Below are 26,326 nucleotides of genomic sequence, written 5' to 3' on the forward strand. Positions count from 1 at the left end.
TGCATTTAGTACAACAATCCGCAGTTTGGATAGGCTGCAGCAGACTCTGTTGCGTTTAGCGGTTCTCGGATAAAGGTGTTTGTTCAAGGCTTGCACACTCAGTAGCGGATTTCTGCCAACAATAGCCCGGCTAGGCTAGCTGATTCTTCTCCCTTATAACAAAAAAACGACCCGCCCTTCATCCATGATGAAGGCAGGTCGTTTATGCATTTTTTATTGGGAATCTTATTAGTCTGTGTGAATTATGCCTTCAGCAAGTCGTGATCAACATACCGCGCACCGTTCAGCTCACTGATAACATTAACCGCAACCTTGGCACCGTCTCCGGCAGTAATAATAGCGTGCACACTCACACCGGCAACTGTTCCTGCTGCCCAGATGCCGTCAATGTTGGTTTTGCCTTCTGCAGTAGCTGCAATAACTGTCTTGATTCTCGGCTCCGTGCCATCCTTGGTTTCCACTCCGGCCTTGGCGGCCAGATCGGTGAGAACCCCTGTAGCCAGAATAACATGCTTGGCCTCGTAAGCAGCTCCGCTCTCCGTCTCGATTACGAACCCTTCACCGCTTGCGCTCAGTCCGGTAGCCTGCTCAGCGACCAGCTCGGCTCCGAATTTCACGGCCTGCTTATGTCCGGTCTCCACGAGGTCGGGTCCGCCGATTTCGCTGATTCCGTAAAAGTTCTCATACCAGCCTCTGCGGGTCATGCCTTTGTCATTGTCAATCAGCAGTGTTTTTTTGCCCGCCTTGGCGGCGAACAATGCGGCACTTGCCCCGGCAGGACCGGCGCCGATAATAGCGATTTCGTACATGATGTAACCTCCTAAAAGTTTTGTTGTAGCCCAGCTTCCGTGAATTCACTTCGTACAAAACTCGCATCGGAAGCGTGGGCTTAAGTTTTGTTGTAGCCCAGCTTCCGTGAATTCACTTCGTACAAAACTCGCATCGGAAGCATGGGCTTAAGTTTTGTTAGCCATGCTCAATGAGGACAGCTATTTCTTCTGCTTACTATTATATCGTTAATTACAGGTCATTAGCTAATCCGGCAGGCAGGGGAGAAAGACTTGGAAGATTGTGAATTCACCAGGAGTGCTGGTTACAGTAATCTCTCCTTGATGCGCCTCCACGATAGACTTGGTAATGGATAACCCGAGCCCCGAGCCGCCGTACTTTCTGGTGCGGGATGAATCACTGCGGTAGAACCGGTCGAAGACATGCGGGAGATGTCCGACAGCAATACCGGAGCCGTTGTCCTTCACAGTCAGAACAGCCACTGTTCCTCTGGCATGCAGCGAGACTTGTACCGCTCCGGATTCCGCATCCGTATGCTGCACGGCGTTATGGAATAGATTAAGAATAACCTGCTTTATTTTGTCAGGGTCAACAGGGCCGCGTACACCATAAGAAATATCGAAGTTTACCTTCCGTTTGCCGGCCAGCACCAGCAGCTGCGGCTGCATCTCGTCAATCATCTCACCGAGCAGCAGATTCTTGACCCGCAGCTGCGGAGCACCATCCATACGGGCGAGCAGCAGCAGATCCTCCACCAGTTTGTTAATGCGTTTGGCCTCTCCATGCATGCTGTTGAGCGCGCTATAGAGCTGGTCCCGGTTATCGGCTGCTCCCCGGAGCAGTACCTCCAGGAATCCGTATATTGAGGTCAGCGGGGTTCTTAGCTCATGGGATGCATCTGCCGCGAACCGGCGCATCTGTTCTTTGGCCTCACGTTCATTGTGAAAAGAAATCTCCAGACGCTCCAGCATTCCGTTGAAGGACTGGGAGAGCTTGTCGACCTCAAGCTGGCCCTGATCTACAGGGAAGCGCACATCCAGATTGCCGGCGTCGATGCTTTGCGCGGATTCTCCCATTTTGGACAAGGGAATCAGCGTTTTGCGCAGCGCGGGTAAGTACAGGAACAGTCCGGCCAGCAGAGCGACCACCGATAACGCGCCAAAAATAAGTAGCTGCTGCATAATCACATCTCTCAGAGGGCCGGTTTCTACGCTCATTTGCAGCAACAATTTAGTAGCACCCGGTCTGCCAAGGTTCATGAAGACAGCCAGATGCTCGTTGCCGTCTGCTGCAGTAATCAGCCTGTATTTCCCGGTAGCCTTATCCGATGCCTGCTTCAGCAGGGTGTTATATTCGCCGTTGCTCATTCTTGGTGCTACTGACCCAGACAGGGTTTCTTCCTGCAGATCCTTGAAGGTGCCGTCTGAGCTGTATATGGCTATCGTAGTATGGGCATCAAGCAGCAGCGGGCGGCGGTCTCCGTAGAACCGCTTGTTGCCAGGGCTCATGTTGGCGTTATTCCCGGCGCTGTCAGCCCCGCCAGGAGTTCCGCCTTGGAGCGTGTTGCCAGGGCTTATAGTCCCGCTTACAGCTCCGCCAGGAATATTGCCCCCCGCACTGTTGTTTAGATCTGCTGCATTTCCCGCAGGATTATTAAGGTTAATGTAATAGAATTCGCGCGGCACGGAGCGCATCTGGGTTTCCATCGCCTCCGCGCGGTTGCTGTAGATGAAATTCCGCATCAGAGCATACTGGAGTACGCCGATCAGAATCAGCAATACGGACAGGATTAACAGCGAGGTGGCCAGCAGCTGTTTGCGCAGGGATCGCGGTGCCTGCAGTTTGCTGAGGAAACCCCGGGTCCGGGCAATCATACAAGGTCCACCCGGTATCCCGCGCCGCGCAGGGTGCGGATAATCCGGTGATCCTTGTCCCCGAGCTTCTCGCGGAGGGAACGGATGTAGACCTCAACGATGTTCTCCTCGCCGCCGAAATCATATCCCCACACCTTGTCCAGAATCATGGGTTTACTCAGCACCAGCCCGTGGTTAATAACCAGATATTGCAGCAGCTCATATTCTGTGGGCGAGAGCTCCAGCACCTCCTCCTTGTGGCTGATTTCTTTGCGCCGGCCGTCAATCCGGAAGGGGCCGCAGCGCACCTCGCCGAGCAGTCCCGGGAACTGGTTGCGCAGGCGGGCCTGAATCCTGGCTAGCAGCTCATCGAAGCTGAAGGGCTTGACCATATAATCATCCGCACCGATAGACAGGCCTTTAACCCGGTCATCCACTTCATCCTTGGCGGTAAGCATGATCACGGCCACCTCTGCCTCCTCTGAACGGAGATAGCGGACGACCTCGAAGCCGTCCATGCCGGGCATCATGACGTCGAGAATCACGACATGCGGCTTGAACTCTGCGGCCGCAGCGATTGCACCTGCACCATCCGGCGCAGTCTGCACTTCAAATCCTTCGTTCATTAATCCCAGTTCGAGAAACTGGAGGATATGAGGCTCATCATCCACCAGAAGCAATCGGACGCCTTGCGCTGCTTTCATTAGCAGTTCCTCCATATTCAGTGGTTATAGTGTCCATAGTATGACGCTATACGTTGAACGTTTGCTGAAAATAGGTCTTTGGAGCCAAAGATTGGATTCAGAATTGTCGTTCATGGTTAATCATAATGGTTAATCTAATTATACGGAAATATTAATGTTATTAATAAGGAATATAGTTAGAAATTAAAAGTTTTTGAAGCGGACAATAAAGGGTTTTGACGGCGGGTAGAGAACACTTTACAATAAGGATACAATCCCGGTTTTGAGCGTTTTTCCTGACAAAACCGGCAGCATGTCCCAATTCTCTGTTTCCTCCCCCGTTTTAAATCTTATTCATTCCTGTCACAAGCATTTCTTATGGTTTGCTTCTTTCCGCTTCATTTCTTTTTGGGTTTCAATGTGGGATCTACACTACACCGCACCAATCATTCAACCTATTTATTACATGTTTCACTACCCATAAGTCAAGGAGGCTCTTCCATGAAGAAAAAAGAGATGGTAGCCATGCTATTGGCGGGAGGCCAAGGAAAAAGATTGAAGGGATTAACCAAATCGATTGCCAAACCGGCTGTTTATTTCGGAGGAACCTACCGCATCATCGACTTCCCTTTAAGCAACTGCTCGAATTCGGGTATCGACACAGTGGGTGTACTGACACAGTATGAACCGCTGGTGCTGCATTCGTATATTGGAGTCGGCAGTGACTGGGATTTGAACCGCAAGGACGGCGGGGTGTTTGTATTGCCGCCGCATGAGCGGGAGAATGGAAGCAGCTGGTACCGGGGCACGGCTGATGCGATTTACCGCAATCTGAAGTTCGTTGATCAATTTGATCCGGAGCATGTACTGATTCTGTCCGGTGACCATATTTACAAGATGGATTATCATGCTATGCTGCAGTATCACAAATCCAAGAACGCCGACTGCACCATTTCGGTCATTGACGTGCCACTCCAGGAAGCGAGCCGCTTCGGCATACTGAATACGGAAGACGACCTCAAAATTTACGAGTTTGATGAGAAGCCTGCCAAACCTAAGAGCACACTTGCTTCTATGGGTGTATATATTTTTAAATGGGATGTTCTCCGCAAGCATCTGCTTGAGGACGGGGAGAACGCCGGCTCGTCCCATGACTTCGGGAAGGACATCATTCCGCTGATGCTGAATGACGGAGAGTCCCTGTATGCTTATCCATTCGAAGGCTACTGGAGAGATGTCGGTACTGTAGACAGCCTGTGGGAAGCGAACATGGATCTCTTGAGTGACAATCCTCCGCTGAACCTGAATGATACCAGCTGGAGAATCTTCACCCGCAATCCGAATCAGCCAGCGCAATATGTTGCACCTGGAGCCAAGGTATCCAGCTGCATTATTAACGAAGGCTGCATTGTATACGGCGAGGTTAAGCATTCGGTACTGTTCTATGGGGTAGAAGTGGGCGAAGGCAGCGTGATTACGGATTCTGTAATTATGCCTAAGGTGAAGATCGGCAAGAATGTAAGAATTCACAAAGCCATCATCAGTGAGAACACAGTCATTGAGGATTATATGGAAATCGGCGTCGACCGGGAGAATGAGGACGAAATTCTGCTGATTGACAAACGCAGCAAAAAAAACAAATCCGTAGCAGCCAAAACCATATAACCACAGAGGACGGGGGATACCGATGAAAGAGCTTATGGGCGTAATCAATCTTGACCATGAACTGGATAATTTAAATGAATTGACCTATTTCCGCTGCGGGGCAGCGGTCCCGTTCGCCAGCCGCTACCGGCTGATCGATTTCGTCTTGTCCAACATGATGCGTGCGGAGCTGGAGAGCGTGGGACTGTTCGTCCGCCGCAAGTACCGCTCGCTGATGGACCATCTCGGCGACGGGAAATCCTGGGACATGAACCGCAAGCATGGCGGCTTGTTCATTCTGCCGCCGGACTGGAATGACCCTACAGACACGTCCCTTGGCGATCTGCAGCATTATCATAACAATCTGGATTTCTTCAAACGGGCGTCTGCCAAATATATTGTATTCTCCGGCAGCCAGCACATTAATACGGTTGATCTGCAGGATGTATACCAATACCACCTGGAGCAGGGCGCAGATGTGACCATGGTCTACAAGCAGATCGATCAGCTGCAGCCGGAGCATGATCCCTGCCTGCGGGTAGAGGTCGATGAAGACAACACAGTAACGAATATTCACCATGAGAAGCATCATCCCAATGTATATTTGGATATCTTTATTATGGAGAAGAAGCTGTTCCTGGAGCAGGTGGAGCATTGCATCGCCCATGGCGAAAGTTATTTCTTCCGCGATGCCATTCAGAAGAACCGCCACAAGTTCAAGATTGCCGCTTATGAATACAAAGGCTATCATTCCGTTATCAATTCGCTGGAGAGCTACTACAAGAACAGCTTGGAGCTGCTGAAGCAGGAGAATTATTTCGGCCTGTTCAAAGAGAGTCCGGTGCAGACCAAGATTAAATATGAAGCCCCTACCCGTTATCTGGACAGCGCCTCGGTCAGCAATTCGCTGGTAGCCAACGGCTGTATTATTGCCGGAACCGTGGAGAACAGTGTAATCTTCCGTGGTGTGCAGGTTCGCAAGGGAGCCAAAATCATCAATTCTGTAATCATGCAGAAATGTGTAATTGAAGAGAATGCCGTAATTGAGAATGTCATTATGGACAAAGACGTGCATCTGAGCAAGGAACGGATACTCGTCGGAGACAGCAGGCGTCCGTTTGTCATTGCCAAGAGCAGCAAGATATAATATCTGGATCAGGGGAACTGTGCAGTGCGGCAGTTCTTCTGATCCAGTGTTGTAATAGGCAATATTTTTCCACAAATACAAGCATCTGTTAGGAGGAACCTGCTGTTGTTCAACGATAAAGAGACTTTCAAACAAGTGTTCCGCGAGAAACTAATCGGGAAATTAGGCAAACCGCTGGAGGAAGCTTCGAACGCCGATATTTACAATATCCTCGGGAATATGATCCGCGAGAATGCCGGCAAGAACTGGGCGGACACCAATCAGAAGTTCAAGATCGATCAGGATAAGCAGGTCTATTATTTCTCCATGGAGTTTCTGATCGGCAGGCTTCTGGGCAATAACCTGCTGAATATGGGTGTGCTGGAGGTTGTCCGTGAAGGACTCTCGGAGCTGGGCTTCTGCCTGCAGGATATCGAGGAGGTTGAAGCGGATGCAGGGCTTGGTAATGGCGGTCTGGGCCGCCTGGCTGCCTGTTTCCTGGATTCACTCGCCTCACTGCAATATGCAGGGCATGGCTGCGGCATACGCTATAAATACGGCCTGTTCGAGCAGAAGATTGTAGACGGATATCAGGTAGAGCTGCCGGACTACTGGCTGCAGAATGATAATGTGTGGGAAGTCCGCCGTGAAGACAAGCAGGTGGAAGTGCACTTCTGGGGACATGTGGATACCCGCTGGGAGAATGATGAGCTGTTCTTTGAGCACAAGGACTATGAAGCCGTGAGGGCCGTTCCGTATGACATTCCGGTGATCGGGGCAGACCGTAGGCATGTGAATACACTGCGCAACTGGAGTGCAGAGTCGATCACACAGCCTTCGAGAGTCTTCGGTGCACTGGGGGGGACAGATTATCACAAGTTCCTGGAGTATAAACGCTCCGTAGAATCCATCTCGGAGTTCCTGTATCCGGATGATTCACAATACGAAGGCAAGCTTCTCCGGCTGAAACAGCAATATTTCCTGTGTAGTGCCGGACTGCAGAGTATTCTGCGTACCTTCGCCAAGACAGGGGCTCCAATTGACAGCCTGCCTGACAAGGTGGCCCTGCATATTAACGACACGCATCCTACACTGGTTATCCCTGAGCTGATGCGTATACTGATGGATGTGCACGGGATTGGCTGGGATCAGGCCTGGGGCATGACGACACGTATGGTCTCTTATACGAATCATACCATTCTGAGTGAGGCGCTGGAGAAATGGCCGCTTGGCATGGTCAAGGAGCTGCTTCCGCGCATCTTCCTGATTATTGAGGAGATCAATGCCCGCTTCTGCGGAGAGCTGATGAGCAAGTATCCGGGAGACCAGAACCGGATCAATCAGATGGCCATCATCCATGATGATCAGGTCCGGATGGCGCATCTTGCCATCGTGGCCAGCCACAGCGTAAACGGCGTAGCGGCACTGCATACGGAAATTCTGCAAAAGCGTGAGATGCGCCTGTTCAATGAGATGTATCCGCACCGCTTCAATAATAAGACCAACGGCATCACACACCGCCGGTGGCTGCAGCATGCCAATCCGGAGCTTGCCGGACTGATCAGCGAATCGATCGGCACCCGCTGGATTCATCAGCCGCAGGAGATGATCGGACTCATCAAATACAGTGAGGATTCCTCCTTCCAGGAGCAGGTGGCTGCGATCAAACGCCGCAACAAGCTGCATCTGGCCGACTACATCTACGGGAAGCACGGTGTCCGGGTGGACCCCGACTCCATCTTCGATGTGCAGGTGAAGCGGCTGCATGCCTATAAGCGCCAGCTGTTGAATGTATTGCACATTATGCATTTGTACAATCAGATCAAAGACAACCCTTCGCTGAACATCGTACCGCGTACGTTCATCTTCGGTGCGAAGGCGGCCCCGAGTTATCATCTGGCTAAGCGGATCATCAAACTGATAAATACGGTGGCTGATGTAGTGAATAAGGACCCGGACATTAACGGGAAGATCCGCATCTTCTTCCTGGAGAATTATTCGGTATCGCTGGCGGAGAAGATTATTCCGGCAGCGGATGTAAGTGAGCAGATCTCTACAGCGAGCAAAGAAGCCTCCGGTACCGGGAACATGAAATTTATGATGAACGGTGCGCTGACTGTCGGGACGATGGATGGAGCTAACGTGGAAATGCACGAAATGGTAGGAGACAATAATATGTTCCTCTTCGGTCTCCGGGCAGAGCAGGTCATGGACTACTACCAGTACGGCGGTTACCACGCCCGCGATATCTATAATGGCGACGGCCGGGTGAAGGAAGTGTTGGATCAGCTGATTGTACCTGGACCGTTCTGCGCTCATGCCCAGGAATTCGATACGCTCTACCAGTCGCTGCTTGATAATAATGATGAGTTCTTCGTCCTCAAGGATTTCGCCAGCTATGTGGAGACCCATGTCAAGATTGACCTGGCCTACCGCAACCAGAAGGAATGGCTTAAGAAGTCAATTATCAATATCGGCCATTCCGGCAAATTCTCCAGTGATAATACGATCGCACGCTATGCCTCCGAGATCTGGCATATCCATCCGGTTAAGGTATAACGCGTCAGCTACAGGCTGAATCTCCGCAACAGGAGCCTCAGCCTGTGCTATTTCTGCACATGCACATGAAGAAGCCGCTCCATCAGCAGGACATTCCTGCAGTGGAGCGGCTTCTTCATGCTAAGGCATATGGAGAGGAGGAGAATTACAGCACCTCGGATACCATGGCTGCGAACCGTTCAAGGAAACGGCGTTCCTCATCGTCGAAGCGGTGTTTGAGCGGGCTGTCGATATCCAGTACGCCGTACAGGGTATCCCCCTTAACCAGCGGAACTACGATTTCGCTGTTCGAGGCAGCATCACAGGCAATATGCCCCGGAAAGGCATGGACATCGCCTACGACAAGGGTGCGGCGTTCCGCAGCCGCTGTTCCGCATACGCCGCGGCCAAGCGGAATACGGATGCATGCCGGAAGTCCCTGGAACGGGCCCAGAACCAGCTCTTTGCCGTCAAATAAATAGAAACCGGTCCAATTGGTGTCCGGTAGAGAAAGCTTTAACAGAGCCGAAGCATTGGATAAGTTGGCGATAGCATTGGGCTCGCCCTCCATAAGTGCCCCGAGCTGGCTTAGAACGGCTTCGAACCGTTCACTGCGGGTGCCATCATAAGGCATGGCTTGAAACATGAAGCATCACCTTCCTGTACCTTGAGTCAGTATGAATCCATAACTGTTAACTAACAAGATAGTACAGCGGAGCGCAATACGTCAAGCGATAACGGAATTATCCGGTTAGTGGAAGATCAGGAAGATGTATGAATAGTCTCCGGGCGGATGTTTCCGGCAACCCCGGGCAGGGTAATGCTTTTATAAATATACCGAAGGCTTATAGCCGGAAGGAGTGGAATATGCGCGCCGACGTACAGAACTTGTTTATAGGAATCCATATGCTTTATTTCGCACATGAGAGGAATCTGACACTGACGGAGATGCAGCCGGAGCTGGAGGATTTGGGATACCGGGTAGCGGAACGCGAAGTGAAACAGGAGCTGGAACGGCTGACCCAGGAGAACTTTCTCACGGCTCATGGTGAGGCATACAGCATTACCGGAACGGGAATAGAGGAATTCAAAGCGATTCAGGCCAAACTGGGAGTGCTATGCACCGAAGTGCTTAAGCCGGTTAAGGCTGCGGGTACATCGGGTTAATTCTACATCAAGTAACCATTCATGTTCAGAAAACGTACAGCGTCTGATCGCGCGGAAGCAAGCCGCGCGGAGCAGGCGCTATTTGTATGTAGTGTGGAGTTCGGATTCATGTCAGATTTCGCTTAAGGGAATGCTTACATCTGATGTATACTTATTAGGATGAAAGGGGACGGGAAGATGTATATATGCGGCGGAGTAATTCCGGAATTAACCGGCCGGAGAGTGCGGCTCCGGGCTATGGCTGCAGGAGATGCAGGAGCGCTGTTCGGGATCTGGTGCCATCCTCAGGTTGCGCCCTGGCTGGATGCCCCCTTCTTGTCCTCTGCAGAAGAAGCGGGAGCACTGATTGCTCTGCTGGCACAGATGGCCCGGGAAGAAGAAAGCATACGCTGGAGTATTCTGGGGCCGGAAGGGGAGGTTATCGGAAGCTGCGGCTATAATCACTGGCAGCTTGAGGGTGCTTACCGGGGGGAGATCGGTTTCGAGCTGTCACCTGCTGCCATGGGTCAAGGGTATATGCGGGAAGCGCTGGAGCTTATGCTGGAATTCGGCTTCGGCAGTATGGGGCTGAACCGGATTGAGGCCTTATGCCATCCTGACAACATCCGGGCAGAGAAGATGATTACAAGGCTCGGCTTCCGGCAGGAGGGACTCCTGCGGCAATACCGGCATACGGCTTCCGGCTATCAGGATGTACGGATGTATTCCTTGCTGCAAGGAGAGAAAGTGCGGGGCTGAGAACATAGAGAGAGGATTTGGATTCATTGAAGTCACCTGGTGAAACTGAACGCAAGTTAATTTTAATTGGAGTACTGCTGGCCACTTTTCTGGCAGCAATCGAAGGTACGGTCACAGGACCGGCGGGACCGGCCATTGTCGGCGATTTTCAGGGCATGCAGTGGCTCAGCTGGATATTTACCGCTTATCTGCTGGCTATGGCGGTTACGACGCCTATTTTTGGCAAGTTAAGTGATCTGATTGGCCGCAAGCCTGTGTTCATTGGCGGGGCCGTGGTCTTTCTGGCAGGCTCGCTGTTATGCGGGGTTTCGCAGAGCATGCAGCAGCTGATTATTTTCCGGGGGATACAGGGGATCGGTGCGGGTGCGCTAATTCCTATGACTTTTACGATTATCGGGGATATCTACAGCATTAAGGAACGGGCGAAGACTCAGGGGCTGCTCAGCTCGGTATGGGGGATTTCCTCTCTCGTAGGACCGCTGCTTGGCGGTTATGTGGTTGATTATTTGAGCTGGCGCTGGGTGTTTGTCTTTAATCTGCCTTTTGGGCTGCTATCTATTATATTCATCTCGCGGTATCTGAAGGAAGAGAAGGTCCGGCGCAAGACCAGAATCGATGTGGCCGGAGTGCTGCTGTTCGCGGCAGGAATGGGAGCGCTGCTCTTTGGTCTTACGGCGGGAGGGCAGAGTCTGGCATGGAACTCTCCGCTGCTGCTGGCTATCTTAGCGGGGGCTGCGGTGCTGCTGGCCGTGTTCCTGTTCGTGGAGCGCCGTGCTCCCGAGCCAATGCTGCCGCTGGAGCTGTTCTCTATCCGCAATATCGCTGTCTCTACAGGAGCTAACCTGCTGGTCAGCACCTTGATTATCGGGCTGTCTACGTACGTGCCGCTGTGGGTGCAGGGCGTCTTCGGCAAAAGCGCAGCCCTCTCGGGCCTGTTGCTCGCCCCGATGTCGGTGGGCTGGATGCTCGGCTCCATCGCTGGCGGAAGAATGATTCTGCGCGCGGGTACCCGCCGTACAGGGATGCTGGGGCTGTCGCTGATTGTTGTCGCAGCGGTAGGGCTGACTCTGATGAACGGGGATTCGTCCCAGCTGCTGCTATTGATTCTGATGCTGTTCTGCGGCGTAGGTTTTGGTTATGCTTCTACAGTCTTCACGATTATCGCGCAATCCTCTGTACAGCATGAGCAGCGCGGTGCGTCAACGGCCCTGAATACCTTCACCCGTTCACTCGGGCAGACGGTGGGGGTAGCGATCTTCGGGTCTTGGCTGAACTACAATATCGACAGGAAGCTGGCGGAACAGCCTGGGGCTTCTGCTACAGGGGCTGATATCAACCAGCTGCTTAACCCGCATAGCGGGAGTACCCTGTCCGCTGAGGCCTGGGGCAGTCTGCACGGCGCGCTGGAGAGCGGCCTGCACTCGCTCTTCATTGTGATGGCCGTCTTTGCTGTGGCCTCCCTGGTTATTTCTGCGGGGCTTAATAAAGGGCTGCCAACCATTCAAGAGGGAAGTACCGCGTCCAAGCCATAATCTTCAAGCCTGCTTATTCATAACAAAGCGGCAGCGCATCCATCAGGATTGCGCTGCCGCTTTGTTATCATTACTATTAAGTAGGTTAGTGAATAGATTCACAACTGCATCTGCCTCAACTGCGCTTATTTGCGTGGAAGCGGGGAGAGCTTCTCAGCCTGCAGGCCCATCTTCTTCAGAAGAATAATCATTTGTTCCTTTTCTTCATCGCTCAGTCCGCTGAAAGCCAGATGCAGGCGTTCCGAATACTTCGGGTACATTTCGTTCATCAGGCGCTCGCCTTCTACAGTCAACTCGGCAAAAATCACACGCCGGTCGCTCGGGCAGGGCTTGCGCTGCAGGTAGCCGCGTTCTTCCAGTTTGTCGATTACGTAAGTAACGTTGCCGCTCTGCAGCAGCAGCTTGGCACCGATCTGCTGGATAGGCTGTGCCCCCTTATAATAGAGGACCTCCATAACGGCGAAGGCTGTAGGATTGAATCCTTCAATCTTGCTGCCGGTAACGGCGTGTTCGTTAATGCTCTTGAAAGACTTGGCAAAAACCCGGTACAAATGCAGTGTCAATTGAGTATCGCGTTCATATGATTGTATCATGCTTCTCCACCTCTATTGTTAATCGTACAGGCTTCCCCGCACGGTTTGGAATACTGCTTTTCTTGATCTAGCTTTACATTACTTCAAACAAAGAATGAAGAACATGTCATTTGTCACAATAAGCACACTTTTAATTATTAAAAATCAAACAATTTTTTGATGGTGCATAGCTGCTGCGGATTTCACACGATTTTCACATAATGATCTGTACCTAAGCTGTAACGCAGGGGTGGAATAGTGGGATCCGGCGCGGGTTTGAGGTCTGCCCCCGGTAATTCGTATAATGGGATACAGAGACCAGGCCGCTGACGGATAGCGGTGGTGAAATTTTTTGCAGCATAGACCCGTCTATGGTGTTATGATCGCATTACTATGAACGATTGCCTAGGAGATGGAGAGTTGTATGGACCAGATTACGAATTATTACGAAGAGCGTGAAGACGATGAGGATATCGTGCTTGATGTTGTTATTGAGGAAGCCGGTTATGAAGCCGGAGATATACGGATATCAGGGATTTCCTTTCAGGTGCGTAAGGGCGAGCTGCTTGGATTAATCGGACCGAACGGGGCCGGCAAAAGCACTACGATCAAGACCCTGCTCGGCCTGCTGAAGCATGCCAAGGCTAAGGTGAAGCTGGGCGGCGAGAACAAGTCCTATGCCTATGTGCCGGAGCAGCCGGTATTCTACGAAGATCTGACGCTGTGGGAGCATCTCGATCTCGCGGCCGCAGCCTACGGGCTAAGCTATGAAACCTTCGAGTCAACAGCGGAGAAGCTCTTGACCCAGTTTGGTATGGAAAGTGTGCGCAATGATCTGCCTGCCGGCTTCTCCAAGGGCATGAAGCAGAAGATGATGCTGATGCTGGGCTTTCTGGTCCAGCCCGATGTCTATATCGTGGACGAGCCGTTCATCGGGCTTGACCCCCGGGCAACCAAGGATTTCCTGCGCCTGCTTGAGGCGGAGCGCGAGCGTGGAGCCGGGGTGCTGATGTCTACGCATGTTCTGGATACAGCGGAGAAGATCTGTGACAGCTTCATATTAATCTCCGGCGGCAGAATTGCTGCCGAGGGCACGCTGGAAGGTATACGCGGGGATGCAGGGCTGCCGGAGGGGTCGTTGTTTGATTGCTTCGACGAATTAACATGAGCAGGAATTCATTTGCGTTTCCTACAGCTGCTGCTCTTTTCCGGCGCCGGCTGGCTTCCCACTTCCGTGAGCAGTCTACTATTATCCGTACAGCTGTAGACTGGACCGTCCTGCTGTATATTATTATCCCGGGAGGCTTGCTTGGCGGACGCTTCTACTATGGGTACTGGAACGGGGAGCAGCCGGCGTGGATCAGCACTGTCCCCTATATGGTCGTACCTGCGCTGCTGGCCATTCTGCTGGCTACCGGAGGAATCGTATTGCTGCTGCAGGAAGGTGACTCGCTGTTTCTTAGACAGCGGCAGAACTGGATCAGCACCATTATCCTGCGGGGAATGGTCTACAGCCTTGCGGTAACCACTCTGAAGATGGCGGCGGCCTTTGCCATTCTGCTGCCGTTTCTAATCAAGGGCTTCGGAGTCAGTGCGGCAGGGGCCTACGGGCTGCTGGCGCTGACGATAACCTGCAGCTGGTCCGTTAAGCTGCTGGGCCATATCGTTAAGGTGCAACGGCAGGGCTTCCGCCGCTGGCTGTGGCTGATTCCGGCTGTCACCGTGCCCTGCGGTGTCTATCTGCGTCTGGCAATCCTCTGGAAGGACAGCCCCGTCCTGCTGTTCATTGCTGCTGGCGGATTCACTGTGATGGCAGCCATAGTGTTCAGGACCCGCCTGCGGCTGCGCGGCACCTTCATGAACGATGTGCGCGAAGACTACAAGCAGCGGATGAAGATTGCGGCCATTCTGCTGCGCGGAGTACTGGATAAGCCGCGGCCTACACGGTATAAACCGTGGATCTTCCGCAAATCGCAGCCGCTGCTGGCCTCGAAGGAACCGGAGAGCCGCTTCTCGGCCGCAGCGGTCAAGGCGATGCTGCGCAATCCGGCCCACTTCAAGCTGTATTTGTCGTTTACCGGCGTGGCGCTTGTGGCCATCTTTATTGTGCCGGCCGTTCTGAAGTGGCTGCTGTTTGCCATCCTGACAACACTGATGGCGTATTGGCTGTCTTCCTTCTGGCTGCTGTTCTCCGGCGATGACTATATCGGTATTCTGCCGTTCACCAAAGCGCAGAAGGCGGATGCCGGTTCCAAGGCCATGCCGATTCTATTAATGCCGTTTGCGGTCCTCAGTGCAGCCGTTGTCTGCATCCCCGTGTATGGCTGGTGGGGGCTCCTGCTCTTTATACCGGTAGGCGCTGCGGCAGCCATCTGGATCGGCCGTATATTCAGTGTCATGCGGTTTGCCAGATAACATACAATAAGCCTTCCTCCGCACCTGGAGGAAGGCTTATTTAATTACAGGAATGAGCCCGGGAGCCTCAGCGGCTGCTTATCCGTGCACTTGCCCGGCCGCATGTTTGCCGGCTGTGTATCCGGTCGAGAAGGCAGCCGTAATATTATAACCTCCGGTATATCCGTGAATATCCAGAATCTCGCCGCAGAAATACAGCCCCTGCGTAAGTTTCGATTCCATTGTTCTCGGATCAATCTCCTTCAGATTCACCCCTCCGCCAGTCACAAAAGCTTCTGCCAGGGAACGCGTTCCGTAGACCAGTACCGGCATACGCTTCAGCAGGGTAGCCAGTGCCTGAAGACCGGTCCGCGGCAGGTGATGACCTGTAAGCTCACCGTCCAGTCCGCTTTTGGCCAGCAGCAGCGGAATCAGGCGCTCAGGCAGCAGGCCCTTCAGCGAATTGCGGATGGCCTTCTTGGGCTCCAGCTCCAGCTTATTCTGCAGCAGGTTCTCTGCCTCTTGCAGAGTCAGGTCGGGGAAGAGGTCGATAGACAACTCTACGGTATCTGTACCTGATTTCTTCTGAACCTGGCGCAGGAACTGGCTGCAGCGCAGGGCGATCGGGCCGGACAGCCCGAAATGAGTGAAGATCATATCTCCGCGGTGGGAGATCACCTTCTTGCCCTTGGGATTCCAGACCGTAAGACTCACGTCACGCAGGGATAAGCCCTGCAGCTCACCAGATTTAATCCATTCCTCCCTTGAAAGGATCGGCACCTCCGTCGGGAACAGCTCCGTGATCGTATGTCCGGCAGCAGCGGCCCACGGATAGCCGTCACCGGTAGAGCCGGTCTGCGGCACCGATTTGCCGCCGGTAGCGATAATAACGGCCCCGGCACTGAAGGCTTTTCCCGATTCCAGACGTACGCCCGTGGCCGCACCGTTCTCATAGATAACCTCGCGCACCGGACTGTCTGTCATAATCTGTACGCCAAGACTGCGCACTTTGCCAACCAGCGCGGAGACAACACTTGCAGCCTTGTCCGATACAGGGAACATCCGACCGTTGTCCTCTTCCTTCAGGGCGATACCGAGGGCTTCGAAGAACTCAATAATATCCCGGTTGTTGAAATGATCGAATGAGCTGTATAAAAAACGGCCGTTGCCCGGGATATGGGCGATCAGCTCCGCAGTTTCCTTGATATTGGTAACATTGCAGCGTCCGCCGCCTGAGATGCCCAGCTTCCGGCCAAGCTTGGCACCTTTATCAATTAATAATACAGCCGCCCCGTGTCCGGCTGCCGCTACGCAGGCCATTAATCCGGACGGGCCGCCTCCAATGACAATTACATCATAGTTACTCATAACTCTGCTCCTTTACATGTTGCAGCACTCTGCTAACGGCATCATACCATTCCGGCCGGAGTGTAGCCAGACCCGGAGAGGCTTGATGTGATTATCGTTGTCAGGAGTGCGCGGTTGTGCTTTAATCTAAGGGGAAAGGGTATTTTGTCCAAATTGGGGAGTGATTGCAATTATTCATGCGGTTAAGGATATTTTATTGCAAATATCGGCTGCGTGCACCTTCCTGTTTCTGTTTCAGTGGCGGTTGGACCAGGGCCATTTCACACGCAGAAACCGCAGATTTCCGGATGACCAGACTTTTCTGATAATATGCTGTGCACTCGGGGTTACATTGTGTATGGCCTTGTCGACTACAATGTTCGGAGTAGTGTATCTGAATCTGGCTATCCTTCCGGCGTATATAGGGATCTTGTACGGGACTTTTCGTTCAGGGGCTTACCTGGCAATGTATTTCATCTTTTGCACTGTACTATTCTCGGTTCCTTCAGGATTTGATCATCTCATATTAAATTCGGGGGTACTGCTGTATCCGCTGTTGTTTGGTATGGCCAAGCCCTTCAAGAGTGCCTCTTTAATCCAAAAAGTCGGCATGCTATGGGGTACTCTGTTTCCCAGTATGCTGTTTATTGTAATTGTACCTAAGATGCAGGGACAAAGCATCTTCAACACACCCCCCACGGATGCGATTCTGGTAGGGGTGTATTTATTAACGGCTGTTATTTTGGGCGGACTGTTTATTGTATATATTGAAACGGCCTGGGACAAGCTGCAGGTCAAGGAACGGATGAAAGGTATCTCCGAGAGATTCCAGTGGGAATCGGAGAAGCTCCAGCAGATTACTAATGTGGTGCCGCTGAATATTATGTCGTTTGATGACAACGGATATGTGACGGAGCTGAATGAATACATGCTCAGCCTGATTCAGCGTCATTGCCCCCATCTGACCAGAGAGATTATATTATCCCAGCCGGCTGACCGGGTCTTCGGCCACAGCATGGATCAGGAAACCTATGAACACTTACGGGGAATCCTGCTGAACAGGCAGCGTGCCAATACCAAGATCAAGTATGATTCCATGACCTATCATATCTTCACGGCGCCGTTACAGCATGAGTCCGGTATTGCGGGCGGCCTTGTCATGATTATACAGGATCTTACGGAAGAGGAGAAAATCCGCAGCGAGCTTGATAATGTTGAACGCCTGACGCTGGTCGGGCAGATGGCGGCCGGAATTACCCATGAGATCCGCAACCCGATGGCGGTAGTGCGCGGATTCCTGCAGCTGATGCGGGAAAAGAGTCCGGAGGACCTGCATTCCTATTACCATATTGTAATGGAGGAGCTGGACCGGGCCAACAGTATCATCAATGACTTCCTGTCGCTGGCCCAGAGCCGTGTATCGGACAAGGAAATGGTGCAGCTGCATCTCATTATGGAGGAGCTTACCCCCCTGATCTGGGCGGATGCCAATCTTCGCGGACAGAGCGTTGAATTGAAGCTTAGCCCGTCTCTGCCGCTGCTGCGGCTGAACGTCAGGGAGATCAAGCAGCTGATACTCAATCTGGCCCGCAACGGAATGGAGGCAATGGAGGCCAAAGGGGTGTTGACGCTGGAAACCTGTGAGCATGAAGATACTGCTCAGCTGATCATCACAGATACGGGAAGCGGCATCCCGCAGAGCCAGCTGAAGCAATTGTTTGCCCCGTTCTTCACAACCAAAAGCCAGGGTACAGGACTTGGACTGTCGCTTTGCCTGAGTATCGCCGAGCGTCACAACGGAACCATTCATGTGGAATCCGAAGTGGGCAAAGGCACCTCGGTCATCGTTACGATCCCCTTTGAGCCCAAGGAGGAACCCGCTGAGGTGGAAGTCTATTCTTAGGGATTCAAGGCTCTAACTATGCGCTATAGCGCTGCTGTATAACGGCTTGTAGGCAGGCTGCTTCTCTTGCTTTCACAGAGTATGTATGTATAATAAAGTTAGCAAGTAGTGCAGTAACGCGGCGATGTTATCCGGGTTCTGACAACTATTCTAAGGGTAAAGGAGAGTGCAGAGAAATGTCCATGTCTTTTAATCAATATATGAAGGATTCCATTCAGCCTATGCGCGATGATCTGACGAGTATCGGATTTCAGGAGCTGCTGACTCCGGATGAAGTTGAAGCAACTCTTCCAGCCGTTAAGGGAACTTCGCTTGTGGTTGTTAACTCCGTTTGTGGTTGTGCCGCCGGCCAATGCCGTCCAGGTGTAGCCCAGGCGCTGCAGAACGAAATTCTCCCCGATCACCTGTTCACGGTATTTGCCGGCCAGGAGAAGGAAGCTACAGCCAAGGCGCGTGAGTATTTTGCTCCGTACCCGCCATCTTCACCATCCATTGCCTTGATGAAGGACGGCGAGCTTGTTCATTTCATCGAACGTCACGGCGTTGAAGACCGTTCGGCTGCTGAAATTGCTGCTGAGCTGAAGGAAGTTTTCAATCGTCTGTGCCAATAAGCTCATTTTCTGTAAGGGATATTCCCGCATCAGCCGGAGGCTAGGCTCATGCGGGATTTTTTCTGAACATATAGGCACCTGAGTCCCATCGGACAGATCAAGTTATAAGATAAGGGGTGTGTGAATTGGGAATGCAGGAAGAGATTATTAAAGCCCTGGGAGTCAAGCCGGTGATTGATACCGGGGCGGAAGTGCGCAAACGTGTGGATTTCCTGAAAGCATATGCGCTGCAGGCGGGTGCCAGGGGGCTGCTGATAGCGATCAGCGGAGGAGTGGACAGTGCAGTGGCTGCGGGTCTATGCAAACAGGCCACGGACGAGCTGACGGCAGAGGAAGGCAAAGCGTATATTACACTCGGTGTATTCCAGCCTTACGGCGAGCAGGAGGATATTGAGCACAGTTACGCGGTAGCCAAGGCGTTTGAGCTGACGCATACGGTGGAGACGAATATTGAAGAAGCTGTAAACGAGATCGCGCTGGAGGTAGAGCATAGCCTGAAGGCGCTGGGACAGCACCGCCACATCACCCATCAGGGCAAAGGGAATGTGAAGGCGAGAACGCGGATGGTTATGCAGTATGCACTAGCCTTCGAGAACAATCTGCTGGTGGTAGGAACAGACCATGCCTCTGAAGCCATCACCGGGTTCTATACCAAATGGGGCGATGGTGCAGTTGATATTACACCGCTGTCTTCACTGAATAAACGGCAGGTGCGGCAATTGGCTGCGGCGATTGGAGTACCGGCCGATATCGTAACCAAAGCACCGACAGCCGGCCTCTGGCCGGGCCAGACGGATGAAACCGAGCTGGGGATCACCTATGATGACAACAGTGACTATCTGGAGGGCAAAGCGGTGTCTCCTGAGGTCGCCGGGAAGCTTGAAGCCTACTACCGCAGAACGGGGCATAAACGGGATGCAATCCCTGGAATATAAGCAGTCAGAAGTATAAAAGAACCGCCGGAGAAGCTGCAGTCATTTCGCAGAATTCCCGGCGGTTCTGGCTTTCATAAGTATTAGCTGGAGAGGCGCTGCCCAACTTGTAAGCTTAGCCGGCCAGGATCTGGTTAATAAACTCCAGGGAGGCGGATATTGCCTCCTCCAGCTGCGGGGTAGCTCCTTCGAACGGGTGCACGGTACCGAAGGTGTGGTTGCCGCCGGGAATCTGCACCCAGCGGATATCCGGGCGGAGCTCCGTTAATTGCTCTGATCCCCGGCGCAGCCGTTCACTGTCCTGGCTTCCCTGAATAAGAACCGCCGGGAAGCTGGCTGTTGTCATCCGTTCCAGCAGGTTGTAGCGTCCGGCATGCTGTTCCAGGTCCTCCAGCAACACGGCATCCAGCGGCATTTGCTGGCCGGTCCGGCCATTAAGCACATGGGTCCGGCCGCTGCGCCTCATCTCAATCTTCTGTTCCTCCGTGAACAGGTCGAGGTCGGTAATGCCGTTCCAGGAGATCACTCCGGTGATCTCTCCCGGATGGTCCAGCGCGTACAGCAGGCTGCCTCCGCCGCCACGGCTGTGGCCCAGCAGGAATAACGGCAGGCTGCCGAATTTGTGGTGCTGGCTGAGATAAGAGAGCAGGATCTCCATATCCTTGATCTCACGGGTATAGGTATTGCGGGCGAACTTCTCAAGCTCCGTGAAATTCTGCAGATCTTCGCCGATTCCGGCATGTGAGAAGTTGAAGGTTATGACCTCATGCTCCTGGCTGAGGGCTGCCGCAGCATAAGGAAACATCCCCCAATCCTTGAACCCCTTGTAACCGTGGGCGATAACAATCAGGCTCTTAGCCTTATCCCGGGCGGGGAAATGCGAGCAGCGGAGTACAGCATCTTCTCCTGCGGGCAATTGGAAATTACGGGTCATCGGGTAAATCCCCTCTCTATATAATCTGAAACGGATTTGAAGGTTGTATTATTGATAATGTTTATGAATAATGTTTATGAAGATCATACCATTATTAAAGCAGGTAAGGATAGGGCGGTTTTTTACAGTAATTGCATATTGCCTGTCCAGCTAAGGAGTGGATATAGTGATTTATGGAATCGGAAATGATGTGCTGGAAATCCGCCGGATTACGGCTCTGCTGGCAAGCGGACAAGCAACCGGATTTCTGCAGCGCATTCTTACAGAGCGTGAGCTTGAGCTGGCCGCAGGGCGGAAGGGGAAGGCAGCGGAATTCGCTGCGGGGCGTTTTGCCGCCAAGGAAGCAGTAGTGAAGGCACTGGGCTGCGGAATCGGCGCGAAGGTGGGATTTCAGGATATTGAAATTCTGCCGGACAGCCAGGGCAAACCGGTCGTTTCACTGTCGGAGGCGGCCTGGGACCGGCTGCTTCTGCCGGGCGGCCGCCATATCATCCATCTGGCCATTACACACAGCGGGGATCTGGCTTCAGCCTTTGCCGTAGTGGAGCAGGTAAACTAAGCTGCTGCGGAGTGCCGGATCCTGCCTGCGGCTTCGCAGAGCGGTATTTATACGGGTAAACTTTACGCAATAAGGGGACGAGCTGCTTATCGCGGAATATAGATACATTTAATATAGAAGCAAGGAGATTAATGATGACTACAAATGAGCAGCAGGAAGCCAAGTCATATTTCAGCCGTAATTTGCTGGAGTGGTACCATGGGCAGAAGCGGGATCTGCCGTGGCGGCGTCACCGCAATCCTTATTACATCTGGATTTCGGAGATTATGCTTCAACAGACAAGAGTCGATACGGTTATTCCTTATTTCAACCGGTTCATCGAGCGGTTCCCTACGGTGGAGTCACTGGCCGATGCCCCGGAGGAGGATGTTCTGAAGTGCTGGGAGGGGCTTGGCTACTATTCACGCGCCCGGAATCTGCAGCACGCCGCGAAGCAGGTGAAGGAAGAGTATGGCGGGCAGGTTCCCAATGACCGTGATGCCGTATTCGGGCTTAAGGGAGTAGGGCCTTATACGGCCGGAGCTATTCTCAGCATTGCCTTCAACCGGCCGGAGCCCGCTGTGGACGGCAATGTCATGCGGGTGCTGTCCCGATATTTCCTGATTGAGGATGATATCGCCAAAGGCCCCACCCGCGTCAAAATGGAGCGCCTGGCGGCAGAGCTGATTCCCGAAGGGGAAGCCTCGCACTTCAATCAGGCGCTGATGGAGCTTGGCGCGCTGATCTGCACGCCGAAATCACCGCGCTGTCTGCCGTGCCCGGTGATGGAGCACTGCTCAGCGCGCCTAGCGGGCTGCGAGACCTCGCTGCCCGTCAAGACCAAGGCCAAGCCGCCTCGCCCGGAAGAGCGGCTGGCAGCCCTGATAGAGGGCCGCGGCGGGCACGCGGGCCGGGTACTCATCCGGCAGCGGCCATCCAGCGGGCTCCTGGCCCGCATGTGGGAGCTGCCGCACTGGCCGGCGCCGCCTGCGGAGGGCGGCGCTTCCGCTGCGCTGCTGCCGGAGACGGCAGCGCAGGACCGGCTGCGCCGGTCCCTGCTTCAGGCCGGGATTTTCGCCCGGCCTGAAGGGCACTGGATGGCTGCGGAGCATACATTCAGCCATATTGTCTGGACCCTGCAGGTGTACCGCTGCAGGGAAGAGGAGGCCCCGGCCCTGCTGCTGGCTGCGGAAGGGCGGGCCTTGTACAGCGCAGCGGCCGGGAACGGCGCTGCCACCGGCCCGGCTGATCCGGGCAGCACCTCAGCTCCCGGCCCGGGTGAACCGGTTGCCGCTGCAGACTATGCCGCCGCCAGTGCGGCTGGTGCCGGTGATCGCTCCGCCACCAGCCAAGGCATGTACAACGCCGGGCTCACCGCGTCCGTTCCCGCCGATTTATTCGCCGATGGCAGCGGGCCCGTCGAGCGCTTCGCGGACGGAAGCGGAACAGCGGAGGATGCAGGCGCAGTACGCTGGATCAACCGCAGCGACATGGCGAATTACGCCTTTCCCAATGTGTTCCTCAAGCTGCTCAACGCTTATTTTGATGAGCAGGAGGGGGGCGCCGTGTAATCCGGCTCGGCTATGCAGTCTTGCTAGCTATAACCGGGAGTACCGGCAAACCGTTTGGTCTGGCAACTCCGCTTCTGAGGTTAAGGAAGACAGTTTGGCCAGGCCAGTTATTGCGGACGGGTATAACCCGGAGGAAGCTCCATTCCTTGTGCGTCATCCCGGAGAACAAGTGAACAAAGAGCATTTGATTTTCTCTAATTATTCGGAATTCGTCCTCGAAGGTGAAATCAGATAAATTAGCTGCCGTTTATCCACCTTTCCTGTTCTGCGCGGACGACATCGTATAATTAAATGTGCAATTTCTCTAATTCCACCAAAAGTGGGCGGTATGAGGAAATTAAAGGGAAAAATCCCTCTAATTCCGCCGAAAGTGGGCGGTATGAGGAAATTAAAGGGAAAAATCCCTCTAATTCCGCTGAAAGTGGGCGGTATGAGCAAATTAAAGGGAAAAATCCCTCTGATTCCGCCGAAAGTGGGCGATATGGTGAAATTAAAGGGAAAAATCCCTCTAATTCCACCAAAAGTGGGTGGTATGTGGAAATTAAAGGGAATTTCCACTTATCAGGCATGTACCCGAAGGGATAGCGCATCGCACTAAGACATATACCTGCATTCGCAGGAATGTGTGCCGCGGGTGCCTGTTCCTCCGCATTCCCAGCACAAAAAACCGGGAGCCACCCACAAGGGTGCTCCCGGTTTTTCTTAGTACGCCCAGCATGGGCGTCATCTTTAGGGTGAAAGTCCCGAACGGGGGCTGGCGAGCGCCTACCGTTAGCCAAGGGCAAGGGTGTCCACCGTGAGGTGGAATCTGAAGGAAGCCGGAGGCAAAAGCACGGGCCAAGGTACACGAACTGGATTTGAGGCTGTGTCAGTCGGATGAGTCACCTAAACATGACGAAATCCAAAGCCGCCAAGGGCTGGCGCGGTATACTCCAGTGGTCGCGGGCAGACAGATGACGTTCTTATCTGGGGAGACCTGTCAGATAAGCAAGAAAAAAAAACTTGTAACCGTAGCTGAGAGGCTGCGCTGAACTGGCAGGAGTCAGCAGAAGCCATAGTACGTAAGCTGTTGCAACAATTTACGGAAGGGCTGAACCGAAAGGAGAGAGGAAAGCGATGCGTTCGCATGAAGAGCAACGACAGCAGAATATCTCGCAAGGGAGCTTGCGGCAAAGAGAAGCGGTGAAGCCGTCAGGGTATGCCGGAGCGCCGAGTTCTTCGTCGGCACAAGTCGTCCCTTCCTCTCGCGAAGACCAGAACAACTTGCTGGAGCAAATGCTCAAAGGAGATAACCTTCGACTCGCTTACAAACGAGTGGTGCAAAATGGAGGAGCGCCCGGTGTGGACGGTGTAACGGTAGCGAATCTACAAGTTTACCTGAATACGCACTGGACATCGGTGAAAACTGAACTTCTGACGGGAACTTACAGACCTGCGCCAGTCAAACGGGTGGAAATCCCCAAACCTGGAGGCGGTGTACGGCAGCTAGGCATCCCGACTGTGATGGACCGTTTCCTCCAGCAAGCACTTTTACAAGTCATGAACCCGATCTTTGACGCACAATTCTCGTGGTACAGCTACGGCTTTCGGCCGGGGAAGAGCGCGCATGACGCCGTTAAACAAGCCCAAAGATATATCCAAGGCGGCCTCAGATGGGTCGTGGATTTGGATCTGGAGAAATTCTTTGACAAGGTAAACCACGACATGCTAATGGCAAGAGTGGCGCGGAAAGTGGAGGACAAAAGAGTGCTGACGCTAATCCGTGCTTACTTAAACGCCGGAGTTATGGTGGATGGAAAATGGGAGCGTAGCCGGGAGGGAACGCCACAAGGCGGTCCGCTTAGTCCGCTTCTAGCAAACATTCTATTGGATGATCTGGACAAGGAACTGACCGGGCGAGGTTTGCGATTCGTACGCTACGCGGACGACTGTAATATCTTTGTGGCGAGTAAACGAGCAGGCGAGCGTGTCATGGAATCGGTAAGTCGGTTTGTAGAAGGAAAGCTAAAACTGAAAGTAAACGGGGAGAAAAGTGCGGTAGCGAGACCTTGGCACCGAAAGTTCTTAGGATTCAGTTTCCTGAGCCAGAAACAGGCAACGATTCGGATTGCTCCGAAGAGTCTCGCAGCTTTTAAAGGGAGAATTCGAGAGCTAACGAAACGTACCTGGTCCATTTCCATGGAAGAAAGGATTTACCGACTGAACCGCTATCTGATGGGTTGGCTCGGTTATTTCCGTCTAGCCTCGGCGAAGACACACTTCCAAACACTGGACCAGTGGATTCGGAGGAGACTTCGAATGTGTCTGTGGAAACAGTGGAAACGAGTACGTACACGAATCCGCGAGCTTCGAGCACTCGGGGTTCCAAAGTGGGCTTGTTTTAAGATGGCCAACTCGCGGCGAGGCGCGTGGGAAATGTCCCGGAACACGAATAACGCCCTTTCGACTTCCTATTGGGAAGCAAAAGGGCTGAAGAGTTTACTTTCACGCTATCTGGAACTTTGTTAACCTTTTGGAACCGCCGTATGCGGACCCGCATGTACGGTGGTGTGAGAGGACGGGGGCTTGCCGCCCCCTCCTACTCGATTACCGTGATGCTGCGGCTTACACGCCGCAGTTCTTTATTTTGCGCTTTCGTAACGTTTGCCGACTTCTTCCCAGTTCACTACGTTCCAGAACGCCTTGATGTAGTCAGGACGTTTGTTCTGGTAGTTCAGGTAGTAAGCATGCTCCCATACGTCGAGGCCGAGGATTGGAGTTGCGCCTTCGCTGACCGGGTTGTCCTGGTTAGGAGTGCTGGTCACAGCAAGCTTGCCGTCTTTCACGACGAGCCAGGCCCAGCCGCTGCCGAAGCGTGTAGTAGCTGCAGTAGCGAAGTCTTCCTTGAATTTGTCTAATCCGCCCAGTTCGCTGTCAATTGCAGCAGCCAGAGCGCCAGTGGGTGCGCCTCCGCCGTTCGGTCCGATAACTTCCCAGAACAAGGTGTGGTTGGCATGTCCGCCGCCGTTGTTGCGAACAGCAGTGCGGATAGCTTCAGGTACAGCGTTCAGGTCAGTCAGCAGCTCATCGATGCTCTTGTCTTGCAGTTCAGGTGCTTTTTCCAGTGCGGCGTTCAGGTTCGTCACATAAGTGTTATGGTGCCTGTCGTGATGAATCTCCATCGTCAAAGCGTCGATGTGTGGTTCAAGAGCGTTGTTTGGATAAGGAAGTGCCGGTAATTGAAATGCCATGGAAAAATCCCTCCTGAGTATATTAGAATTTGTATAGATAAAGAATTTTGGCGGTCTTGACGTCAAAACCCCTTATTTCCGATGTGGCTTATAGGTTATATATCCGTTGAGATACTTATTATTAAACCGTATCTGGAACAATAATGCAACATTAAACAAACAATAGTGTTTATAAAGTATTTTTTCATCCATAGCTCACTACAAATGTTAAGGGTGTGTTAAAG

23 protein-coding genes are annotated in these 26,326 nt (G+C 53.0%); 15 read left to right on the forward strand and 8 right to left on the reverse strand.

All coding sequences use genetic code 11. From position 1 onward, the window contains the following. Positions 1–242: 242 nt before the first annotated feature. From P40081_RS03225 to P40081_RS03235, 3 genes are all read right to left on the reverse strand, one after another. A complete protein-coding gene (locus P40081_RS03225) occupies positions 243–809 on the reverse strand; it encodes an FAD-dependent oxidoreductase (RefSeq protein WP_042133298.1) in 567 nt (188 codons plus the stop codon). 225 nt (positions 810–1,034) lie between these two features. Next, the gene (locus tag P40081_RS03230) at positions 1,035–2,663 is read right to left on the reverse strand and encodes a sensor histidine kinase (protein ID WP_042133299.1); all 1,629 of its coding nucleotides are present in this window, start codon (positions 2,661–2,663) and stop codon (positions 1,035–1,037) included. Beyond that, positions 2,660–3,346, reverse strand: a complete 687-nt coding sequence (locus tag P40081_RS03235; RefSeq protein ID WP_042133300.1) for a response regulator transcription factor — start codon at positions 3,344–3,346, stop codon at positions 2,660–2,662. The genes P40081_RS03230 and P40081_RS03235 overlap by 4 nt, the downstream gene beginning before the upstream one ends. Before the next feature lie 480 nt (positions 3,347–3,826). Between P40081_RS03235 and P40081_RS03240 the strand changes: the two genes are divergently transcribed. From P40081_RS03240 to P40081_RS03250, 3 genes are all read left to right on the forward strand, one after another. After that, the gene (locus P40081_RS03240) at positions 3,827–4,990 is read left to right on the forward strand and encodes a glucose-1-phosphate adenylyltransferase (RefSeq protein WP_039309915.1); all 1,164 of its coding nucleotides are present in this window, start codon (positions 3,827–3,829) and stop codon (positions 4,988–4,990) included. 22 nt (positions 4,991–5,012) lie between these two features. Further along, positions 5,013–6,116, forward strand: a complete 1,104-nt coding sequence (gene glgD / locus P40081_RS03245; RefSeq protein WP_042133301.1) for a glucose-1-phosphate adenylyltransferase subunit GlgD — start codon at positions 5,013–5,015, stop codon at positions 6,114–6,116. A 105-nt stretch (positions 6,117–6,221) separates the two neighbouring features. Continuing rightward, on the forward strand, positions 6,222–8,654 hold the full coding sequence (locus P40081_RS03250; protein ID WP_042133302.1) for a glycogen/starch/alpha-glucan phosphorylase: 2,433 nt from the start codon (positions 6,222–6,224) through the stop codon (positions 8,652–8,654). A gap of 145 nt (positions 8,655–8,799) precedes the next feature. On the opposite strand, the gene P40081_RS03255 is transcribed toward P40081_RS03250, so the two are convergent. Continuing rightward, complete coding sequence (locus tag P40081_RS03255; protein ID WP_039309920.1) at positions 8,800–9,279, reverse strand: GAF domain-containing protein; 480 nt, start codon at positions 9,277–9,279, stop codon at positions 8,800–8,802. A 221-nt stretch (positions 9,280–9,500) separates the two neighbouring features. Between P40081_RS03255 and P40081_RS03260 the strand changes: the two genes are divergently transcribed. The 3 genes from P40081_RS03260 to P40081_RS03270 all read left to right on the forward strand — a co-directional run bounded on the left by P40081_RS03260 (position 9,501) and on the right by P40081_RS03270 (position 12,070). Beyond that, a complete protein-coding gene (locus P40081_RS03260) occupies positions 9,501–9,800 on the forward strand; it encodes a hypothetical protein (RefSeq protein ID WP_039309934.1) in 300 nt (99 codons plus the stop codon). 177 nt (positions 9,801–9,977) lie between these two features. Beyond that, complete coding sequence (locus tag P40081_RS03265) at positions 9,978–10,538, forward strand: GNAT family N-acetyltransferase (protein ID WP_042133303.1); 561 nt, start codon at positions 9,978–9,980, stop codon at positions 10,536–10,538. Between the two features lie 26 nt (positions 10,539–10,564). Beyond that, entirely contained in the window at positions 10,565–12,070 is a 1,506-nt protein-coding gene (locus P40081_RS03270; protein ID WP_042133304.1) for an MDR family MFS transporter, read from the forward strand. Positions 12,071–12,195: 125 nt separating this feature from the next. On the opposite strand, the gene P40081_RS03275 is transcribed toward P40081_RS03270, so the two are convergent. Beyond that, positions 12,196–12,663: a MarR family winged helix-turn-helix transcriptional regulator gene (locus P40081_RS03275; RefSeq protein WP_039309924.1), complete on the reverse strand. Its 468-nt coding sequence runs from the start codon at positions 12,661–12,663 to the stop codon at positions 12,196–12,198. Between the two features lie 403 nt (positions 12,664–13,066). On the opposite strand from P40081_RS03275, the gene P40081_RS03280 reads away from it, so the two are divergent. Both P40081_RS03280 and P40081_RS03285 read left to right on the forward strand, forming a co-directional pair. Further along, positions 13,067–13,810, forward strand: coding sequence for an ABC transporter ATP-binding protein (locus tag P40081_RS03280; protein ID WP_042133307.1), 744 nt, complete (start codon positions 13,067–13,069; stop codon positions 13,808–13,810). Beyond that, positions 13,789–15,057 carry an ABC transporter permease gene (locus tag P40081_RS03285; RefSeq protein WP_197074324.1) on the forward strand — a complete coding sequence of 423 codons (1,269 nt, stop codon included), beginning with the start codon at positions 13,789–13,791 and terminating at the stop codon, positions 15,055–15,057. Before P40081_RS03280 ends, P40081_RS03285 begins: the two co-directional genes overlap by 22 nt. Before the next feature lie 78 nt (positions 15,058–15,135). Here the strand turns inward: P40081_RS03285 and P40081_RS03290 are convergent, their stop codons facing one another. After that, positions 15,136–16,404 (reverse strand): BaiN/RdsA family NAD(P)/FAD-dependent oxidoreductase, encoded by a 1,269-nt coding sequence (locus P40081_RS03290; protein ID WP_042133311.1) that lies wholly within the window; start codon positions 16,402–16,404, stop codon positions 15,136–15,138. Between the two features lie 337 nt (positions 16,405–16,741). Here P40081_RS03290 and P40081_RS03295 point away from each other — a divergent pair, with 337 nt between their 5' ends. The 3 genes from P40081_RS03295 (at position 16,742) to nadE (ending at position 19,832) form a co-directional block, all read left to right on the forward strand. Continuing rightward, positions 16,742–18,286, forward strand: a complete 1,545-nt coding sequence (locus tag P40081_RS03295) for an ATP-binding protein (RefSeq protein WP_231575273.1) — start codon at positions 16,742–16,744, stop codon at positions 18,284–18,286. 176 nt (positions 18,287–18,462) lie between these two features. After that, positions 18,463–18,897: a BrxA/BrxB family bacilliredoxin gene (locus P40081_RS03300; protein WP_039309930.1), complete on the forward strand. Its 435-nt coding sequence runs from the start codon at positions 18,463–18,465 to the stop codon at positions 18,895–18,897. Between the two features lie 125 nt (positions 18,898–19,022). Further along, positions 19,023–19,832, forward strand: coding sequence for an NAD(+) synthase (nadE, locus tag P40081_RS03305; protein WP_042133313.1), 810 nt, complete (start codon positions 19,023–19,025; stop codon positions 19,830–19,832). Positions 19,833–19,944: 112 nt separating this feature from the next. On the opposite strand, the gene P40081_RS03310 is transcribed toward nadE, so the two are convergent. Next, on the reverse strand, positions 19,945–20,763 hold the full coding sequence (locus P40081_RS03310) for an alpha/beta hydrolase family protein (protein WP_042133314.1): 819 nt from the start codon (positions 20,761–20,763) through the stop codon (positions 19,945–19,947). A gap of 166 nt (positions 20,764–20,929) precedes the next feature. Between P40081_RS03310 and acpS the strand changes: the two genes are divergently transcribed. The 4 genes from acpS (at position 20,930) to ltrA (ending at position 25,380) form a co-directional block, all read left to right on the forward strand. After that, a complete protein-coding gene (gene acpS, locus P40081_RS03315; RefSeq protein WP_042133315.1) occupies positions 20,930–21,322 on the forward strand; it encodes a holo-ACP synthase in 393 nt (130 codons plus the stop codon). Between the two features lie 134 nt (positions 21,323–21,456). Further along, the gene (gene mutY / locus P40081_RS03320; RefSeq protein ID WP_042133316.1) at positions 21,457–22,872 is read left to right on the forward strand and encodes an A/G-specific adenine glycosylase; all 1,416 of its coding nucleotides are present in this window, start codon (positions 21,457–21,459) and stop codon (positions 22,870–22,872) included. 328 nt (positions 22,873–23,200) lie between these two features. Beyond that, positions 23,201–23,470: a hypothetical protein gene (locus P40081_RS03325; RefSeq protein ID WP_042133317.1), complete on the forward strand. Its 270-nt coding sequence runs from the start codon at positions 23,201–23,203 to the stop codon at positions 23,468–23,470. Between the two features lie 518 nt (positions 23,471–23,988). Next, positions 23,989–25,380, forward strand: a complete 1,392-nt coding sequence (gene ltrA / locus P40081_RS03330; protein WP_081969805.1) for a group II intron reverse transcriptase/maturase — start codon at positions 23,989–23,991, stop codon at positions 25,378–25,380. 113 nt (positions 25,381–25,493) lie between these two features. On the opposite strand, the gene P40081_RS03335 is transcribed toward ltrA, so the two are convergent. Then, positions 25,494–26,102 (reverse strand): superoxide dismutase, encoded by a 609-nt coding sequence (locus P40081_RS03335; protein ID WP_042133318.1) that lies wholly within the window; start codon positions 26,100–26,102, stop codon positions 25,494–25,496. Positions 26,103–26,326: the final 224 nt, after the last annotated feature.

It is taken from the genome of Paenibacillus sp. FSL P4-0081 (assembly GCF_000758565.1).
Classification (GTDB): Bacteria; Bacillota; Bacilli; order Paenibacillales; family Paenibacillaceae; genus Paenibacillus_AQ; species Paenibacillus_AQ phytohabitans.